18 protein-coding genes are annotated in these 17,368 nt (G+C 67.1%); 3 read left to right on the top strand and 15 right to left on the bottom strand.

Translation table 11 applies throughout. The features are described 5' to 3' along the window. The first annotated feature begins 31 nt into the window (after positions 1–31). Complete coding sequence (locus BZF61_RS03845; RefSeq protein WP_086617326.1) at positions 32–853, top strand: sterol desaturase family protein; 822 nt, start codon at positions 32–34, stop codon at positions 851–853. A gap of 3 nt (positions 854–856) precedes the next feature. Here the strand turns inward: BZF61_RS03845 and BZF61_RS03840 are convergent, their stop codons facing one another. Further along, a complete protein-coding gene (locus BZF61_RS03840; protein WP_086617325.1) occupies positions 857–3,163 on the bottom strand; it encodes an ATP-dependent helicase in 2,307 nt (768 codons plus the stop codon). Positions 3,164–3,433: 270 nt separating this feature from the next. Between BZF61_RS03840 and BZF61_RS03835 the strand changes: the two genes are divergently transcribed. Next, a complete protein-coding gene (locus tag BZF61_RS03835) occupies positions 3,434–3,790 on the top strand; it encodes a hypothetical protein (RefSeq protein WP_086617324.1) in 357 nt (118 codons plus the stop codon). Between the two features lie 44 nt (positions 3,791–3,834). Here BZF61_RS03835 and rsmD read toward each other — a convergent pair whose 3' ends face one another. From rsmD to BZF61_RS03820, 3 genes are read right to left on the bottom strand one after another with little or no spacing between them, the layout of a single operon-like run. Continuing rightward, on the bottom strand, positions 3,835–4,377 hold the full coding sequence (gene rsmD, locus BZF61_RS03830; protein WP_086617323.1) for a 16S rRNA (guanine(966)-N(2))-methyltransferase RsmD: 543 nt from the start codon (positions 4,375–4,377) through the stop codon (positions 3,835–3,837). Further along, positions 4,374–5,201, bottom strand: a complete 828-nt coding sequence (locus BZF61_RS03825; protein ID WP_086617322.1) for a pseudouridine synthase — start codon at positions 5,199–5,201, stop codon at positions 4,374–4,376. Before BZF61_RS03825 ends, rsmD begins: the two co-directional genes overlap by 4 nt. Positions 5,202–5,253: 52 nt before the next feature. Continuing rightward, positions 5,254–6,393, bottom strand: a complete 1,140-nt coding sequence (locus BZF61_RS03820) for an aromatic ring-hydroxylating oxygenase subunit alpha (protein ID WP_245804496.1) — start codon at positions 6,391–6,393, stop codon at positions 5,254–5,256. 106 nt (positions 6,394–6,499) lie between these two features. Between BZF61_RS03820 and BZF61_RS03815 the strand changes: the two genes are divergently transcribed. Next, positions 6,500–8,212 carry an AmpG family muropeptide MFS transporter gene (locus BZF61_RS03815; protein WP_086617320.1) on the top strand — a complete coding sequence of 571 codons (1,713 nt, stop codon included), beginning with the start codon at positions 6,500–6,502 and terminating at the stop codon, positions 8,210–8,212. Here the strand turns inward: BZF61_RS03815 and BZF61_RS03810 are convergent. The 11 genes from BZF61_RS03810 to radC all read right to left on the bottom strand — a co-directional run bounded on the left by BZF61_RS03810 (position 8,209) and on the right by radC (position 17,308). Further along, positions 8,209–9,510, bottom strand: coding sequence for a bifunctional folylpolyglutamate synthase/dihydrofolate synthase (locus BZF61_RS03810; RefSeq protein ID WP_086617319.1), 1,302 nt, complete (start codon positions 9,508–9,510; stop codon positions 8,209–8,211). The genes BZF61_RS03815 and BZF61_RS03810 overlap by 4 nt on opposite strands. A gap of 6 nt (positions 9,511–9,516) precedes the next feature. After that, positions 9,517–10,368, bottom strand: coding sequence for an acetyl-CoA carboxylase, carboxyltransferase subunit beta (accD, locus tag BZF61_RS03805; protein ID WP_086617318.1), 852 nt, complete (start codon positions 10,366–10,368; stop codon positions 9,517–9,519). A gap of 5 nt (positions 10,369–10,373) precedes the next feature. Continuing rightward, positions 10,374–11,171, bottom strand: a complete 798-nt coding sequence (trpA, locus tag BZF61_RS03800) for a tryptophan synthase subunit alpha (protein WP_086617317.1) — start codon at positions 11,169–11,171, stop codon at positions 10,374–10,376. Next, the gene (trpB, locus tag BZF61_RS03795) at positions 11,168–12,382 is read right to left on the bottom strand and encodes a tryptophan synthase subunit beta (RefSeq protein ID WP_086617316.1); all 1,215 of its coding nucleotides are present in this window, start codon (positions 12,380–12,382) and stop codon (positions 11,168–11,170) included. Before trpB ends, trpA begins: the two co-directional genes overlap by 4 nt. Continuing rightward, positions 12,379–13,011, bottom strand: a complete 633-nt coding sequence (locus BZF61_RS03790; protein ID WP_086617315.1) for a phosphoribosylanthranilate isomerase — start codon at positions 13,009–13,011, stop codon at positions 12,379–12,381. Before BZF61_RS03790 ends, trpB begins: the two co-directional genes overlap by 4 nt. Before the next feature lie 10 nt (positions 13,012–13,021). Beyond that, positions 13,022–13,537 (bottom strand): GNAT family N-acetyltransferase, encoded by a 516-nt coding sequence (locus BZF61_RS03785; protein WP_086617314.1) that lies wholly within the window; start codon positions 13,535–13,537, stop codon positions 13,022–13,024. Continuing rightward, entirely contained in the window at positions 13,534–13,902 is a 369-nt protein-coding gene (locus BZF61_RS03780; protein WP_086617313.1) for a bleomycin resistance protein, read from the bottom strand. Before BZF61_RS03780 ends, BZF61_RS03785 begins: the two co-directional genes overlap by 4 nt. 10 nt (positions 13,903–13,912) lie before the next feature. Next, a complete protein-coding gene (pyrF, locus tag BZF61_RS03775; protein ID WP_086617312.1) occupies positions 13,913–14,587 on the bottom strand; it encodes an orotidine-5'-phosphate decarboxylase in 675 nt (224 codons plus the stop codon). Then, complete coding sequence (locus tag BZF61_RS03770; RefSeq protein WP_086617311.1) at positions 14,584–14,967, bottom strand: LapA family protein; 384 nt, start codon at positions 14,965–14,967, stop codon at positions 14,584–14,586. The genes pyrF and BZF61_RS03770 overlap by 4 nt, the downstream gene beginning before the upstream one ends. Before the next feature lie 82 nt (positions 14,968–15,049). After that, complete coding sequence (gene purB, locus BZF61_RS03765; protein ID WP_086617310.1) at positions 15,050–16,360, bottom strand: adenylosuccinate lyase; 1,311 nt, start codon at positions 16,358–16,360, stop codon at positions 15,050–15,052. A gap of 213 nt (positions 16,361–16,573) precedes the next feature. Beyond that, positions 16,574–17,308 (bottom strand): RadC family protein, encoded by a 735-nt coding sequence (gene radC / locus BZF61_RS03760; protein WP_086617309.1) that lies wholly within the window; start codon positions 17,306–17,308, stop codon positions 16,574–16,576. Positions 17,309–17,368 lie beyond the last annotated feature (60 nt).

Genomic DNA, 17,368 nt, shown 5'->3' with positions numbered 1-17,368 from the left:
TTCTTCGCGACCTGGGCGCTATGCCGCGCGCATGATCGCCGCTGTTCTCGAAGCCCTGCGCACCACCGTGGTTGAGCTCGTTCCGGCAGCGCTGATCTTCATTGCGCTCGCCGCGGTGGTCAAGCGCGACCGGCTTGTTGCCGGCTTCATGGCCGCACGGCGCGAAGTCGGCACCAATCTCGGCCTCATGCTGTTCAACGGCGTGGTGATGATGCCGCTGATCGCCGTGCCGCTGACCGCCTATCGCCGCCTGATCCCGCGCGATCAGGTGCTGATCGCGTTCTGGTCCGCGCTGCCGGCCGTCCTCACCATCATCCTCGCCATCGTCCTGATCGATCTGGCCGCCTACTGGCGCCACCGGCTGGAGCACAGTCCCGCGCTGTGGCGGATCCATGCCACGCATCACGCGGACGAGGCGATGAACTGGCTGACCCTTCATCGCAAGCATCCGCTCGGCGAATTGCTGAGCCTGTTGATCGATCTGGTGCCGGTGTTGCTGCTGGGCCTGCCGATCTGGGCGATCCTTACTGCCTCGCTGCTGCGCGCCTGGTGGGGCTATCTGATCCATGCCGATGTGCCCTGGACGCTCGGGCCGGTGGGCAAGGTGATGATGTCGCCGGCCGCGCACCGCCTGCACCACATCCGCGACGAGGCGCTGATGGGCGCCAACTTCGGCAACACCATCACGCTGTGGGACAGGCTGTTCGGCACCTGGACCGATCCTGCGCCCTACCTGAATTGCAAGACCGGCATTGCCGAGGGCACGCGCGATTTGGGCGGCGAATTGCTACGCCCCTTCGAGGCACGCTACTGGAAAGCGAAGCCCCAGGCCGCAGCGGAACCGGCCGAGTAAGCCTCAGCTCACCACTTTCACGAAACTGTCGAGCACGCGCTTTTCGCCCACGTCCTCGAACAGGATGGTGAGCTTGTTGCCTTCCTGATCGATCACGCAGCCGGTGCCGAACTTGTCGTGCGTCACCATCGCGCCGATAGCGATGTCGCTGCGCGCCGGGGCGGAAAAGCTGGCGGCGGAGCGGGTGTTCTCGCGCACGCGCACGGGTTTCGTCTCATAGCCCGAGGACAGCGCGCGCTGCCAGCCAGGGCCGCGCGTTTGCGCCTTGGCGGGGTAGTCGCGGGCGACATGGGCAAATGGGTCTTGCTGCTCGCGCCAGTTGGCCCGCCATAGCGATGCCCCGCCGGTGAGCGTGGATTGGCTGTCGATATGCTCGGCCGGAAGCTCGTCGATGAAGCGGCTGGGAATCGAGCTGACCCACTGGCCATAGATCCGGCGGTTGGCCGCGTGGAAGATGGTGCAGTGCCGGCGCGCGCGGGTGATCGCGACATAGGCGAGGCGGCGTTCCTCCTCGAGGCTGGCGAGGCCCCCTTCGTCGATCGCGCGCTGCGAGGGGAACACGCCTTCCTCCCAGCCGACACAGAAGACATTGTCGAATTCCAGCCCCTTGGCGGCATGGATCGTCATGATCGTCACCGTCTCGCCTTCCTCGGCGCTTTCGTTGTCCATGACGAGGCTGACATGTTCGAGGAAATCGCCCAGGGTCGGGTATTCCTCCATCGCCCGGGCAAGTTCGGAGAGGTTTTCCGCGCGCCCGGCGCTTTCAGGCGAACGGTCAGCCGCGAGCATGGCGTTGTAGCCAGATTCTTCCAGCACCAGCCGGAGCAGATCGGCGGGAGACAGAACCTCGGCCTGCTCGCGCCAATGGAGGAACTGGCGCATCAGTCCGCCGATCGTCGATGCCGTACGCTTGGGCAGCTCGTCGCTGTCGGCCAGTTGCAGCGCGGCCGCCGCCAGCGGCAGGCCGGTGCGGCGCGCGTGGGAATGCATCTGCTCCAGCGCCTTCGGGCCAAGCCCGCGCTTGGGGACATTGTGGATGCGCTCGAAGGCGAGATCGTCCTGCGGCTGGGCGATCAGGCGCAGATAGGCGAGCGCATCGCGGATCTCGGCGCGCTCGTAGAAGCGGAAACCGCCGATGATGCGGTAATTGATGCCGATCTGGATGAAGCGATCTTCGAACTCGCGGGTCTGGTATTGCGCGCGCACGAGGATGGCGATCTGATTGAGCGGAGCGCCCTCGGCTTCGAGTCGCTCGATCGCCTCGCCCACCCGGCGGGCTTCCTCGGGCGCGTCCCACACGCCGATCACCTTGACCTTGTCGCCGCCGCTGATCTCGGTCCACAACGTCTTGTCGTGGCGCTGGCTGTTGGCGCGGATCAGCCCGGAGGCCGCGCCGAGGATGTGCGGGGTGGAACGGTAGTTCTGTTCCAGCCGGATCACTTGTGCGCCGGGAAAGTCTTTCTCGAAGCGCAGGATGTTGGCGACCTCCGCCCCGCGCCAGGAATAGATCGACTGGTCATCATCGCCGACCACGCAGATATTGCGATGCCCCTGCGCCAACAGGCGGAGCCAGAGATACTGCACCGCATTGGTATCCTGGTATTCGTCCACCATGATGTAGCGCAAGCGGCGCTGGTAATCGGCGAGGATATCCGGATGGCCGCGCAGGATGTTGAGCACGTGCAGCATCAGATCGCCGAAATCGCAGGCGTTGAGAGCCTTCAGCCGTTCCTGATAGCGCGCGTAGAGCGCCGCGCCCCGGCCGTTGGCATAAGCTTCGTTCTCCACCGCATCGAGATCCGCAGGATTGAGACCGCGGTTCTTCCAGCGGTCGATCAGGCCGGCGAGCTGGCGCGCGGGCCAGCGCTTCTCGTCTAGCTCGGCCTCGGTGATGAGGGCCTTGAGCACGCGCAACTGATCGTCGGTGTCGATGATGGTGAAATTGTGCTGCAAGCCCGCCAGCTCGGCATGGCGGCGCAGCATCTTGGCGCAGATCGCATGGAAGGTGCCGAGCCACGGCATTGCTTCGGCCTGCGGGCCGAGGTGGTGGGCGACGCGCTCGCGCATTTCCTTGGCCGCCTTGTTGGTGAAGGTGACGCACAGGATCTGTGACGGATAGGCGCGGCCCGTCGCCACGAGGTGCGCAAGCCGGGCGGTGAGTGCTGCGGTCTTGCCGGTGCCCGCGCCTGCCAGCATCAGGACCGGGCCCTCGGTCGCCAGCACGGCCGCGCGCTGGGCTGCGTTCAGCCGCGCGGCATAGGCGGGAACCGCATCATGTGCCGGGGCGGTGGAGGGCAGGTTGGTGTTCATCGTCTCATGCGAACAGGTATGGAACAATCGCCGCGCGGGCAAGGCAGGCTGTGGCGCTGTGCCCGGCAAACCGCACAGCTGCTGATCGGTCTGCCGCAAAAGCGCCACATTTGCCGACCGGACGGGGCATCCCCGGGATGCCCCGCCGCGAGCAAGGATTGCCACGCGTGGCCGCGCGTCCATAGTCGGGCGGTCCTGCCGACAGGGGTTCGCGCGGTGGGATGAACCTGCGTTCGTGCATGCTTTGTCTGGTCAATGATGGAGAAACCCATGCACAAATCTTTGACAATCTTCGCTCTTGCCGGCGCCGGCTTGATCTTCGCGGCGCTCCCGGCGGCGCTTTGCGCGCAGACCGAGGCTCCCGCCGAAGGCGTGCCTTCCGCCGAGCCGATGACGGCCGAACAGGAGGCCGTGATCGCGACCTGGCCGGCCGACAGGCAGCAGGCGTTCAAGGCTTGGCCAAGCCAAACGCAATCCTATTTCTGGTCGCTAAGCGAAGCGCGCCGGGAGCTGTTCTGGGCGCTGCCCGATAGCGACAAGGTGGCGCTCAGCCAGATGGCCGAGGCACAGCGCGAATCGGTATGGGCCGAGATCGAGGCCCGCACCCGTCCACCCCGGAGCGGATAAGCGACCGCCGCTATGGACACCGGTGGTGCCGGGTTCGGCCAAGGTCAGGCAAGGCGCATCAGGCTGAGCTTGCCCTTGCCGACCCGGCGTTCGCTTTCCAGGGCAAGGCCCTTGACCGCGACATCCTCTTTGCCCGCCGTTTCCAGCGCGATCCAGGTCTGCGGGCCGATCCAGCCGAGCCGCAGGAGCCGGTCGAGCGCGACTTCGCCCGCGCCCGAATGATAGGGCGGATCGGCAAGGATCAGATCGAGCGGGGCAGGGGCAGCGCGCAGGGCCATCACCGAACCGGCCTCGATCCGCGCCCGCTCGCGAGCGCCGAGTGCCGCGATATTGGCCCTGATCGCGTCCAGCGCGGCGCGGTCCTGCTCGACGAACAGGCAGGATGCGGCGCCGCGGGACAGGGCCTCGAGGCCGAGCGCGCCCGAACCGGCGAACAGATCCGCCACCTGCAACCCATCGAAATCGCCGAGGCGGCTCACCAGCATCGAGAACAGCGTCTCGCGGGTGCGATCCGCGGTTGGGCGGGTGGCATCGCCCTTGGGCGCGACCAGCTTGCGCCCGCGCCATTGACCGGCGATGATCCTCACCGACGCATCGCCCCGGGCTGCCCGCTGCTCCCGGCCAGTTCAGCGAGGAAGCGCTCGACCGGCCTGCCGGTAAGCTCGACCGCCTGGCCGCGCGGCAGATCGCCGAGATGGAACGGGCCGTAGCCGACGCGAATCAACCGGTTCACCTGCAAGCCGAGATGTTCGAGCACGCGCCGCACCTCGCGGTTCTTGCCTTCGGTGATGGTCATCTCGATCCACAGATTGCGGCCCGAGGCGCGTTCGAGATTGGCGTCGATCGAACCGTAGCGCACGCCGTCGATCTCGATCCCTTCGATCAGATCTTCGAGCTGCTGCTGCGACACAGTGCCGAACGCGCGCGCGCGATAAGTGCGGGGAATGCCCGAGGCGGGCAATTCGAGCTTGCGCTTTACTTCGCCATCATTGGTCAGCAGCAGCAGGCCCTCGGTATTGAAGTCGAGCCGGCCTACCGGCATCACCCGGCCTGCGCTTTTGGGCAATGCGTTGCGCAGCGCGGTGTAGATCGTCGCCCGCCCCTTGGGATCGCGCTCGGCGGTAATGAGGCCGGCGGGCTTGTGAAATGCGAAGAGCCGCGTCGGTTCGGCCGTGCGGACCGATTTGCCGTCGACTGTCACGCCCTTGAGGTTCGGCAGGATCGTCGCCGGGGTTTCGAGCACCTTGCCATCGCGCGCGACGCGTCCCTCGGCGATCATCCGCTCGACCTCGCGGCGGCTGGCGACCCCGGCACGGGCGAGCAGCTTGGCGATGCGTTCACCTTCCGGGCGAGGCCTGGGGGCCGCGGCGCGCTCGGGGCGGGGTCGGGAAGGGGGAGGCTTGCTCGGCATGGCAGCGCGCCTAGAGCATTTCCATGCGAATTGCGACCACTGAGCGCGCCGCTCAGTTCGCCGCGCGCAGGGCCTCGGTGACGATCTGATCGAAGCGCGCGACCCCGCCTTCGAGCGTGCCGAGGGTGACATGGGTCACCGCGCCACTCGCAAGCCCTTGCTGGCCGAGTTCTGCCGCCCGGAAGTCCTCCGAGGCGAACACCCCGCCGTCGAGCAGCTTCCAGCTCTTTTCCCAGTGCGCCAGCGCCTTTTCCGTCGCCGGGGGCTCGGGGATAAGCATGAAATCCTCGACCAGCGTGAGGTCATGCGCCTGCGGCATCAGCACCATCACGTTCACGTAATCGGGGCTGGGGACGATGATCGTCGCCGGGAGCAGCTGGTAAGCGAAGGTCACCACACGCCGCAGCTGCGCCATGTCGGCCAGATCGACGCCCTCCATCTCCTCCAGCCGCCCCACGGCGCTGCGCTGGTGCGGGCCGATCTGGTCGCCCGCGGTGATCCCGTCCTTGAAGAACGGGCCGATGGTCGATGCGTGCAGGCGGGTGACATGGTAGCTTTCGAGGAAGGCATCCATGATAAGCTTCCAGTTGCCCTTCACCGTGTGGAGCTTGCGGCGGAACAGATGCGCCTCTGGCAGTCCGAAAGCGTCGAGATCCGGACCGAGATCCCGCGCATCGCGGAAATCTGCGCCCTCCTTCGGGGCGAACCAGATCAGCCCGCCTGCCTCCAGGCTGGGCAGTTCGACGAGGCCGAAATCGTCCTTGTCCAGGCCAGGAAAGGTCTCGGGCCGGGGCAGCGCCATCAGCCCACCGTCGAGCCGGTAGGTCCAGGCGTGATAGGGGCATACCAACCGCTTGGCGCATTGCACCTCCTGCCCCTCGACCAGCCGCGTGCCGCGGTGGCGGCAGACATTGAGGAAGACGTGCGCCTTGCCGTTATTGTCGCGGGTGATCAGCAGCGGGCGGCCGGTCGCATCATGCGGCACGGCCATACCGGGATCGGGCAGGAGCGCGCTCGGCGCGATCACCTGCGGCAACCGATCGAACAGGCCCGCCTTTTCGCGCGCGAACCGGTCGGGGCAGGTGTAGTTGCTCGCAGGTACGGTCTGGATCCCGACCGCCTGCCTGCCCACCCCGCCGCGGATCGCCTCGGCGAGCGCCAGCTGGCCGGGTGTCGGCCGCAATCTGGGCATATCTGTTGTTGCCCCGTTCATCGCTCTTTTCTCATCCTCTCGTCCGCGCCTAGTGTGACACGAAACCGGCGCGGGGCAAGTCTGCGTCGACAGCATGGGACCGTCAATGGCCGAAGCCGCTCTCGAACCTCAAACGCGCCTGTCGCGCTGGCTGCGGCTGGCAGCCTCGCTACGCCATCCCAAGACCGGCTATGTCCTGCTGTTCGGATTCGCCAGCGGGCTGCCCTACGCGCTGCTGCTCGGCACGCTCTACGCCTGGCTGACCGATGCCCGGGTCGATGTCGAGACGATGGGCGTGTTCTCGCTGATCGGGCTGGCCTATGCCTTCAAGTTCCTGTGGTCGCCCGCGCTCGACCGGATCGACCTTCCGGGCCTGCGCAGGCTGGGCAAGCGCAAGCAGTGGATCGTCACCGCGCAATTGCTGCTGGGAAGCATTCTGGTGGTGCTCTCGGTGCTCGATCCGCTCGCCTCGCTCGGGGTGTTCTCGCTGTTGGCGGGGATCGGTGCCTTCGCCAGCGCCACACAGGACGTGGTGATCGACGCCTGGCGCGTCGATGTCGCGGATGAAGTGGCGACGATCGACATCCTCTCGACCGTGTTTCAGATGGGCTACCGTGTCGCCGCGCTGGTGGGCGGCGCGCTGGCGCTGTTCATGGCCGAGCGGCTGGGCTGGCCGACGGTGTTCGCCAGCATGGGTGCGATCCTGCTGGCGGTGGGCCTGCTTGGCCTGTTCGCGCCCGATGCCGAGCGTTCTGCCGCCGCGCTGGCGAGCGAGCGCGCCAATCTCGGCACGCTGCGGCAGGGCGGGCAGATCACCCCGCGGGTGCGCGCCTATGCGCTGGGCGCGGTGGCGGTGCTGTGGGCCTGGGCCTTGTTGACGGTGCTCGATTTCATGATCCGCTCGCTCGCCACCACGCCTGAGTCACGCCCTGATTCGACCGAATTCGTCAGCCGGATGGGCCCGCTGATCGTGATTGCGACCGTGGTGATCCCCGGCCTGATCGCGGGCTGGCTGGAGGCGATGAGGAAGCAGGGCCGCTACGTGCTCACCGCCGATGCGCCCGCCAGCAGCGCGCTCGATACAGCGCTCGATCATGGCTACCGGGCCTTGATCCTGCCGCTCGCCGAGATCATCGGGCGGCTCAAATGGGCGGCGGTGCTGGTGATCGCGCTGGTGCTGTCCTACCGCATCACCGATGCGATCTGGGGCAGCTTTGCCTACCCCTTCTATCTGGGCGAGCTGCAATATACCAAGGACGAGGTGGCGATAGCCTCGAAGTTCTTCGGGGTGGGGGCACTGATCGTCGGCCTGGCGCTGGGCGGCACGCTGCTGACGGTGATCGGCCGTATGAGCACCCTTACGCTGGGCGCGGTAATCGCGGCGGCCACCAACCTTTTCTATGCCGATCTCGCCATCGGCGGCGCGCGGATGCAGGCGGCGAGCGACCTGTCCGGCTTCACCTGGCTGGCCGGACTTTTCGGCGCCGATGACCGCATGGCGCGGCTGATGCTGACCATCGGCATGGAGAACATCGCGGTCGGCATCGCGGGCGCGGCCTTTGTCGCCTATCTCTCGAGCGTGGTCGCCAAGGGTTACAGCGCGGTGCAATATGCGCTGCTGTCCTCGCTCACCATGCTGGTGGGAACGCTGGGCCGCCCGGCGCTTGGCCAGATGATCGAGACGCAGGGCTATTACGACGTGTTCCTGCTGACGACCGGGATCGGCGGCTTCGCGGTGGTGCTGTGCGTGATCGAATGGGTGCGGCAAGCCCGTTCGGGCCGGTCAGACAATGCGCCGCCGCCCGAGCCGGAAATCTAGTCCGGCAGCTCGTCGTTCAATCGCAGCACCTCCCCCGCGAGGTAGAGCGAGCCGGCGATCAGGATCGGGTAGCCGTCCGCCGGCAGGCCGCGCAGCGCGGCCGCGACATCGGCGGCGGCGCGCGCATCCGGGCCGAAGGCGCTTGCCGGATGGCACTCGTGCCCTGGCACCGGCACCACCGTCAGCGTGCGGATGCGGCCCGCCAGAGGCGCGATGAGGGCGCGCGGGTCCTTGCCAGCGATCATCCCGATAACGAGGTGCAGCGGCCCGTCGATATGCGCCGCAATGGCGGCGCCCGCGCTGGGGTTATGGCCGCCATCGAGCCACACGGGCTGCTTGGGGGCAAGCGCGGTCAGCGGGCCGGGGCCAAGGCGCTGCATCCGGGCGGGCCAGCGGGCTTCGCGCGCTCCTGCCGTAATCGCCTCGGGCGTGATCGCCAGTCGATCCTGCACCAGCAGCATCGAGACAGCGAGGCACAGATTGCGCGCCTGGTGCTCGCCGGGGAGCGCAGGGAACAGGGGAAGCTCGGCGTGCGCCCCGAACAGCAGCGTGGCCCGGCCTGCGAAGGGGTGGCAGTCGGTGAAGCCCTCGTGCAGCAGCGCGCCGGCGCGCGCGGCAACCGCCCGGATCGCCGCCTGCGCTTCGGGCGGGTAGGTCTGATGCATCGTCACCAGCGGCACCCCCCGCTTGGCAATCCCCGCCTTCTCGAAGGCGATTCGCGCCATCGGCTCTTGCGGCACCCCCTCCTCGGGCGCGAGCAGGAATCGTTCGTGATCCAGCCCGAGCGCGGCGATGCCGCAGGCGGCGAGCACGTCTGGCTCCAGCACGTTGGTTGCATCGAAGCGCCCGCCCATGCCGACTTCGACCACGCAGGCATCGGCGGGGACGCGCGAGAAAGCGAGGAAGGCCGCGGCGATGGTGACTTCGAAGAAGCTCGGCCCCAAGGCCTCGCCAGCGTCCAGAACCTCCCTCAGCACATCGGCCAGCATCGCATCGGAAATCAGCCCGCCTGCGATGCGGATGCGTTCGTTGTAGCGCACGAGGTGCGGGCTGGTGGTGACGTGGACGCGATACCCTTGCGCCTCCAGCATCGCCCGCAGGAAAGCGCAGGTGGAACCCTTGCCGTTGGTCCCAGCGACATGAAACACTGGCGGCAGCTTGCGATGCGGATTGCCGAGGCGCTCCATCAGCGCGCGGATCGTATCGAGGCCAAGCCGGCCCTGCGGCAGGCTCAGCGCGGCGAGGCGATCAAGCTGGGCCTGAACCCGCGGATCGTCCGACCGCCCGAAGTCGCGCACCGGGCGTCAAGCCGCCTTTACCGGGGTGAGGTAGTCAAGCACGCTCGCCAGCGTCTTCTTGAGCTCGCGGCGCGGCACCACCATGTCGACCATCCCGTGCTTGTGGAGATATTCCGCGCGTTGGAAGCCTTCGGGCAGTTGTTCGCGGATCGTATCCTGAATCACACGCTGGCCGGCAAAGCCGATCAGCGCGCCCGGCTCGGCAATGTGGATGTCGCCGAGCATGGCGTAGCTCGCCGTCACTCCGCCGGTGGTGGGATCGGTGAGCACCACGATGTAGGGCAGGCCGGCCTGCTTCAGGCGTCGCGTCATCACCGTCGTGCGCGGCATCTGCATGAGCGAGAGGATCCCCTCCTGCATCCGTGCGCCGCCTGCCGCGGTCACCACGACATAGGCACAGCGCCGCTCGATCGCTTTCTGCGCGCCCTCACAGAAGGCCTGGCCCACAGCCATGCCCATCGAGCCGCCCATGAAGTTGAAATCCTGCACGCCAACCACCGCTGCGCGCGTGTCGATCGTGCCCGAGGCGACCACGAAGGCATCCTCGTAAGGGTTCGCCGCGCGTGCGGCCTTGAGGCGGTCGGTGTATTTCTTGGTGTCCTTGAACTGGAGCGGATCCTCGGTCACCTTGGGCAGGGGCAGGATCTCGAAGCCCGGATCGAGCAGCAGCGCAAGACGCGCATCGGCGCCGATCCGCCCGTGATGCTCGCACTTGGGGCAGACCGAAAGGTTTGCCTCGTATTCCTGGACGAACAGCATCTCCTGACAGGACGGGCATTTGATCCACAGGTCCTTCTCGGTGGTCTTCTTGCCAGCCGAGAAGCCGAGCGAATTGCGGACGCGGGTGAACCAGTTCATGGGCGTTAGTCCTGTCGGGCGGTGTGCACCGCATGGGCCAGAGCAGCGGTCAGTTCCCTTAGCTTGGCAGGAGCCTCGGCGCCATATGCGCCGCAAATCTCGACCAGCGCCGAGCCGACCACGACGCCGTCCGCATGCCGCGCGATTTCTCCGGCCTGTTCGGGGGTGCGCACCCCGAAGCCGACCGCGACGGGCAGCTCGGTCGACTGCTTGATGCGCGCCACATTCTCCTTGATGCTGGCGATGGCGGCTTGCTGCTTGCCAGTGATCCCGGCGACCGAGACGTAGTAGAGGAAGCCTTCGCTGCCTGCGAGCACCTGCGGCAGGCGGGCTGAGTCGGTGGTGGGGGTGGCAAGGCGGATCGGGGCGATGCCACGCTCGCGCAGGGCCGGGCCGAGCGCCCAAGGGCTATCGAAGTCCTCCTCGGGCGGAATGTCGACACAGATGACGCCATCGACGCCGGCTGCGGCGGCAGCCTCGGCGAACCATTCCGGCCCGCGCCGCACCATCGGGTTGGCGTAGCCCATCAGCACCAGCGGCACGTTCGGGTGCCGGGCGCGGAACTCCGTGGCATAGCGCAGCACGTCCGCCGTGGTCGTGCCTGCGCCGAGCGAGCGCAGATTGGCGCTCTGGATCGCGGGGCCATCCGCCATGGGATCGGTGAAGGGCATCCCCAGTTCGATCACGTCCGCCCCGGCTTCGACCAGCGCATCGAGATTGGCCGCGGTGTCGCCGTCGCCTGCGGTGATGAAGCAGACGAGCGCAGGGCGGGGTTTACCGAATGCCGATGCGAAGCGGCTCACAGGGCCACCCCCAGCCTGTCGGCCACGGTGAAGATGTCCTTGTCGCCGCGCCCGCACAGGTTGGCGAGGATGATGCTGTCCTTCGGCATGGTCGGCGCGACCTTCTTCACCGCGGCGATGGCGTGCGAAGGCTCGAGCGCAGGAATGATTCCCTCGGTGCGGCAGAGCAGCTGGAAGGCGTCCAATGCCTCCTCGTCGGTGACGGCGGTGTAATCGACGCGACCCGATTCCTTGAGCCACGCGTGCTCCGGGCCGATGCCGGGGTAGTCGAGCCCGGCGCTGATCGAATGGCCCTCGGTAATCTGGCCGTCGGCGTCCTGCAGCAGATAGGTGCGATTGCCGTGGAGCACGCCGGGCGATCCGCCGAGCAGGCTCGCAGCATGTTCGTCCCCGTCGAGGCCGCGGCCCGCGGCTTCGACGCCGAGCATCTTCACGCTCGGATCATCGAGGAAGGGATGAAACAGCCCCAGCGCGTTCGACCCGCCGCCGATCGCCGCGACCAGCAGGTCGGGCAGGCGGCCGGTGCGGTCGAGCATCTGGGCGCGGGCTTCCTTACCGATCACGCTCTGGAAGTTGCGCACCATCTCGGGATAGGGGTGCGGGCCGGCTGCGGTGCCGATGATGTAGAAGGTATCGTGGACATTGGCGACCCAGTCGCGCAGCCCTTCGTTCATCGCGTCCTTGAGCGTCGCGCCGCCGCTGGTGACAGGAACCACCTCGGCCCCCAGCAGCTTCATCCGGAACACGTTGGGCGACTGGCGCTTCACGTCCTCGGCACCCATGTAGATCACGCAAGGCAGGCCGAAGCGCGCGCAGACCGTCGCGGTCGCCACACCGTGCTGGCCCGCGCCGGTCTCGGCGATGATGCGGGTCTTGCCCATGCGGATCGCGAGCAGGATCTGGCCGATGCAGTTGTTGATCTTGTGCGCGCCGGTGTGATTGAGCTCGTCGCGCTTGAACCACACCTGCGCGCCGCCGAGTTCTTCGGTGAGACGCGGCGCGAAATAGAGCGGCGAGGGACGGCCGACGTAGTGCTCCAGCAGGTCGTCGAACTCCGCCTGAAACGCAGGGTCTTGCTGCGCCTTGCGGTATTCGCGCTCGAGATCGAGCACCAGCGGCATCAGCGTCTCGGCGACATAGCGCCCGCCGAACTGGCCGAAATGGCCGCGCTCGTCCGGCAGGTTGCGGAAGGAGTTGAGAGGTGTGTTCATATGCGTGCCGCTTTGCAGAAGGCCGCGATCTTGTCCACGTCCTTGATCCCTGGGGAACGTTCGACCCCCGAGGATGTATCCACCAGCGGCGCGCCGGTGAGGCGGATCGCTTCGGCGACATTGGCCGGGTTGAGGCCGCCGGCAAGGCCCCACGGCGTCGGGCCACGATAGAAGCGCAGCAGATTCCAGTCGAAGGCCGCGCCATTGCCGCCCGGCAGGCTGGAGGCGGGGGCATCGAACAGCAGGCGATCGGCCGCGCCGTGATAGGGCGCGGCTTTCTCGAGCGCAGCCGCGTCTTTGACGCCCAACGCCTTCCACACCTCCACGCCGAACTCCGCACGCGTGCGGGCGAGGCGGTCGGGCGGCTCGGCCCCGTGAAACTGCACCACCGTCGGGCCGATCAGGCGGATCGCCTCGGCCAGCGCCTGGGGTTCGGGATCGACCACCAGCAACACCACGCCAACCGTATCGGGCAGATCGCGCCGCAGCATCGCCGCCTTGGCCACCGAGACATGGCGCGGGCTTTTGGGGAAGTGCACCAGCCCGACATGGCTTGCCCCCGCCTGCACGGCTGCGCACAGGGTTTCTGGCGTGGAAAGCCCGCAAATCTTGACGAGAGTGCCGCTCATGCGCGCGGCCTTACGCGGGGCCGAGCGGCTTTTCCAGCACCACGAAGGTGATCGGCGGTTCGCGCAGGATGGGGAAGGGGCGGGTCTCGCCGGTGAAGGCATAGCCGCGCCGCCTGTACCACGCGATGAGGCTTGTCCGGCTGTCGATAACCGTCATCTCGATTGCGGCAAGGCCAAGCGCGCGGGCGTGGTCTTCGGCGGCATCGAGCAACTTTCGGCCAAGCCCGGCCGATTGCCGCGGCGGCGAGACGCACAGCATCCCGAGATAGCCGAGGCTTGCGCTCTTGCGCGTCACCGCGACGCAGCCGATCAGCCGCACCTGCGCCCGCGCGGTCAGGATCGTCACCGCCGGATCGGCCAGCATCGCTTCCAGCTCGCCCGGGCCGATCCGCTCGTCGTCGAGAATATCGGCCTCGTGATTCCACCCCTGACGCGCCGAATCCCCGCGATAGGCGGCTTCGAGCAGCTCTTTCAGCTCGGGCGCATCGGCCGGGGTGGCCGTGGTGATCGCAAAGGTTTCGGTCATGCGCGCTCGTTCTGGATCAGGCGCAGGAGAGTTCCGTCGGGATCGATCAGATAGGCGATGGTAAGCCCGCTCGGATCGGGCGCGGCAGGGTGATAGCGCGGGATGCCGCGGCGCGCATCGGGAACGCCGCTGGCTTCGACCAGCGCCATCATCGCGCCCAGATCGTCGAGCCTGAGGCAGCAGCTGAAGGATGACCGAAAAGGATCGAGGTCAGGATAGGCAAAGAACTCCAGCGTCACCGAACCGCGTGACAGGATCATCCACGCATCCGAGCGGTAGTGCTCCGCGAAGCCGAGCCGGCCGTAGAACGCAGCGGTCGCCGCCAAGTCGCGGGAAGGCAGGTTGGGCGTTGCCGTGTCCGCCATGGCCGCGTGCCTAAAGCGTCGCCTCGATCGCCCTTGCGGCGGCGGCAGGGTCTTCCGCACGGCTGATCGGGCGGCCGATCACCAGCACGCTCGCGCCGTTGTCGCGGGCCTGACGCGGGGTGACGACCCGCTTCTGATCGCCGGTGCCGCTGCCTGCGGGCCTGAGGCCGGGGACGACGAAGAAGCCGTCCTTCCACGCTTTCTTGACCGTCCCGACTTCCTGTCCGGAGCACACGATCCCGTCGAGCCCTGCGGCATGGGCGAGTTCGGCGAGGCGCATCACCTGCGTTTCGGCGCTGCCATAAACGCCCGTGGCGGTGAGATCGCTCGCGTCCATGCTGGTGAGCATGGTGACGGCGACGACCTTGCAGCCCTCGGCGGCGGCGGCCTTGGCATCTTCCATCATCGCCCGCCCGCCGCTGGCATGGACGGTGACGATCGCGGGCTGGTAGACATGGATCGCCTGCATCGCCGAAGCGACGGTGTTGGGGATGTCGTGGAACTTGAGATCGAGGAAGATCGGCAAGCCGCAATGGGCGATTTCGTGCACCCCATGCCCGCCGTGGGCGCAGAAGAACTCGAGGCCGAGCTTCACCCCGCCGATATGCGCCTTGACCTTGTTGACCAGCGCCTTGGCCGGTTCGAGCTGCGGCAGGTCAAGCGCGAGATAGACCGGATTGCTCATTTGCCCGCGCCCCCGTTACCCGGCCGATCGGCTGGGGTGAGAGGCTCGGGCGCCTCTGCCGGCTTGGTCACAGGCTTATCCGGAGGGTTTTCCCCAGGATGGGTGGCCGGCTGGGATTCGTGCTGGCGCGCCAGCGCGGTGTGCTTCAGCGAGTTCTCTAGTGCCCGGATGCGGCGGCTCATGCTCCACTTGACGCTCTGGTGATAGGCCCACAGCGGCAGGAACCCGAGGGTGAAGACGAGCAGCGCCAGCACCGGCAGCTTGGTTTCCATGACGAGGTTCTGCCACAGCGTGATCTCGACCGGCGTCCAGTTGTAGATCGCGAAGATCAGGAAGCCGAAGGCGGCGAGAACCCAAAGGATGGTACGAAGTATCTTCACGAGGCGCCTGACTCCCCTTGGCCCGTTCCGTCGCGAAGCCTAGGCGATTCGCGCCGCATGTCCAGCATCGCCCGCGCGCCGTCTAGCCGAACACCCGCGCGAAGATCGTGTCGACCTGCTTGAAGTGGTAGGCGAGATCGAATTTCTCCTCGAGCTGTTCAGGGCTGAGCGCGGCGGTAACTTCGGCATCGGCCTTGAGCAGATCGAGCAGCGACAATTGGCCGTCGGATTCCCACACCTTCATCGCGTTGCGCTGCACCAGTCGGTAGGCATCGTCGCGGGTGAGGCCTGCCTGGGTGAGCGCCAGCAGCACGCGCTGCGAATGGATCAGGCCGCCCATGCGGTTGAGGTTCTTCGCCATGCGTTCGGGATAGATGAGCAGCTTCTCGATCACCCCGGTCAGCCGGACGAGCGCGAAATCGAGCGTGATCGTCGCATCCGGGGCGATGTAGCGTTCGACCGAGGAATGGGAAATATCCCGCTCGTGCCACAGCGCGACGTTCTCGAGCGCCGGGGTGACGGCGGAACGCACCACGCGCGCCAGGCCCGTTAGGTTCTCGGTGAGGACCGGGTTGCGCTTGTGCGGCATCGCGCTCGAACCCTTCTGTCCCGGCGAGAAATATTCCTCCGCCTCCAGCACCTCGGTGCGTTGCAGGTGGCGGATTTCGACGGCGAGGCGCTCGATCGAACTGGCGATCACGCCGAGCGTGGCAAAGAACATCGCATGGCGATCGCGCGGGATGACCTGGGTGGAAACCGGCTCGATCGCCAGGCCGAGCTGGGCTGCGACATATTCCTCGACCCGCGGATCGACATTGGCGAAGGTGCCCACCGCCCCGCTGATGGCGCAGGTGGCGATCTCCGCACGTGCCGCGAGCAGCCGTGCGCGGCAGCGGGTGAATTCGGCATAGGCCTGCGCGAGCTTGAGCCCGAAGGTCACCGGCTCGGCGTGGATGCCGTGGCTGCGGCCGATGGTGGGCGTGTATTTGTGCTCCTCGGCCCGGGTCTTGATCGCGGCGAGCAGCGCGTCGAGATCGGCCAGCAGGATATCACTTGCCCGGGCCAGTTGCACCGAAAGCGTGGTGTCGAGCACGTCGGAGCTGGTCATGCCCTGGTGCATGAAGCGCGCTTCTTCGCCCACTTCGCGCGCCACCCAGTCGAGGAAGGCGATCACGTCATGCTTGGTGACCGCCTCGATGGCGTCGATCGCGGCAACGTCGATCGCGGGGTTGGTCGCCCACCAGTCCCAGAGCGCCTTGGCGGCGGACTGCGGCACGACGCCCAGATCGGCGAGCTTCTGGGTTGCATGCGCCTCGATCTCGAACCAGATGCGATATTTGGTTTCCGGCTCCCACAGAGCGGTCATTTGCGGGCGGGCGTAGCGGGGGACCATGGTTGACTCCGGTATGGCAGATTCGGCGCGCGCGGTAGGGTAGGGGGGCGATCAAGGCAAGATCGCGCCCGCTGTCTCAGCGGATCGGCGCGGGATGAAGGGCGGCAATCACCCGCGCGGCAGAGGCAGCGTGGTGCAGATCCACCGGGCCGAGCGTCAGACCCCGCAGCCCGTCGATTCGGCGCCGCTGGCCGCGCTAGCCAGTCACCCCATTCAAATCAGCCCCCTGGCCCGCAGGCTGGTGTGCCCCTCACGCCCGATGATGACATGATCATGGACGCTCACGCCCAGCAGCCGCCCGGCCTCGGCGATGCGCTGGGTGATCTGGATATCGGCCCGGCTCGGCTCGGGACTCCCCGAGGGATGATTGTGGACGAGGATCATCGCACTCGCACCCACGTCCATTGCCCGGCGGATCACTTCGCGCGGGTGGATCGCGGCTTCGTCGATCGAGCCGTCGCCGAGGTGATGGTCCTCGATCAGGCGGTTCCTGGTGTCGAGATAGAGGATCCGCACCCGCTCGAAAGTGAGGTGCGCCATGTCGGTGGTGAGGTAGTCGATCAGCGCCTGCCAACTCGAGAGCACCGGCTTGCCGACGATTTCGCCCCGCGTCATCCGGCGCGCCGCAAGCGCGACCGCGCGCAATGCCGCCGCACTGTTCTCGCCCACGCCCTTGACCCGCTGCATCGCCTTGGGATCGGCGTTAAGCACGGCCGCGAGGCTGCCAAACTGTGCCAGCAGCGCCTTGGCGATGGGCTTGGTATCGCCGCGCGGTATCGCCGCGAACAAGAGATATTCGAGCACTTCGTAATCGGCGAGCGCTTCGGCCCCGCCGGTCAGCAGCCGCTGGCGCAGACGGGCGCGGTGCCCTTCGCCGGCAGCTTTGCCCTTGAGCGAAACCGGCCGCGGGGCCTCGCCAAAATCGAACCCTTCTTCAGCTTCCGGCAATCACGCCTCCGGCAGGAATTCAGTCTTCTGCATCATTGCCTTTGGGGGCCGATGGGCGCA

It is taken from the genome of Erythrobacter tepidarius, from assembly GCF_002155695.1.
Lineage (GTDB): Bacteria > Pseudomonadota > Alphaproteobacteria > Sphingomonadales > Sphingomonadaceae > Erythrobacter > Erythrobacter tepidarius.
The sequence above is the reverse complement of the archived record's forward strand: the minus strand, read 5'-3'. Positions and strand labels throughout refer to the sequence as shown.

Bases quoted from the DNA above. Each gene is read 5' to 3' on its own strand.
- purB (WP_086617310.1), bottom strand. From the start codon at position 16,360: ATGGTCCCCCGCTACGCCCGCCCGCAAATGACCGCTCTGTGGGAGCCG.
- BZF61_RS03785 (WP_086617314.1), bottom strand. From the start codon at position 13,537: ATGACCGAAACCTTTGCGATCACCACGGCCACCCCGGCCGATGCGCCC.
- BZF61_RS03780 (WP_086617313.1), bottom strand. From the start codon at position 13,902: ATGGCGGACACGGCAACGCCCAACCTGCCTTCCCGCGACTTGGCGGCG.
- trpB (WP_086617316.1), bottom strand. From the start codon at position 12,382: ATGAACACACCTCTCAACTCCTTCCGCAACCTGCCGGACGAGCGCGGC.
- BZF61_RS03815 (WP_086617320.1), top strand. From the start codon at position 6,500: ATGGCCGAAGCCGCTCTCGAACCTCAAACGCGCCTGTCGCGCTGGCTG.
- BZF61_RS03790 (WP_086617315.1), bottom strand. From the start codon at position 13,011: ATGAGCGGCACTCTCGTCAAGATTTGCGGGCTTTCCACGCCAGAAACC.
- BZF61_RS03820 (WP_245804496.1), bottom strand. From the start codon at position 6,393: ATGCCCAGATTGCGGCCGACACCCGGCCAGCTGGCGCTCGCCGAGGCG.
- BZF61_RS03825 (WP_086617322.1), bottom strand. From the start codon at position 5,201: ATGCCGAGCAAGCCTCCCCCTTCCCGACCCCGCCCCGAGCGCGCCGCG.
- BZF61_RS03835 (WP_086617324.1), top strand. From the start codon at position 3,434: ATGCACAAATCTTTGACAATCTTCGCTCTTGCCGGCGCCGGCTTGATC.
- accD (WP_086617318.1), bottom strand. From the start codon at position 10,368: ATGAACTGGTTCACCCGCGTCCGCAATTCGCTCGGCTTCTCGGCTGGC.
- BZF61_RS03845 (WP_086617326.1), top strand. From the start codon at position 32: ATGATCGCCGCTGTTCTCGAAGCCCTGCGCACCACCGTGGTTGAGCTC.
- BZF61_RS03840 (WP_086617325.1), bottom strand. From the start codon at position 3,163: ATGAACACCAACCTGCCCTCCACCGCCCCGGCACATGATGCGGTTCCC.
- pyrF (WP_086617312.1), bottom strand. From the start codon at position 14,587: ATGAGCAATCCGGTCTATCTCGCGCTTGACCTGCCGCAGCTCGAACCG.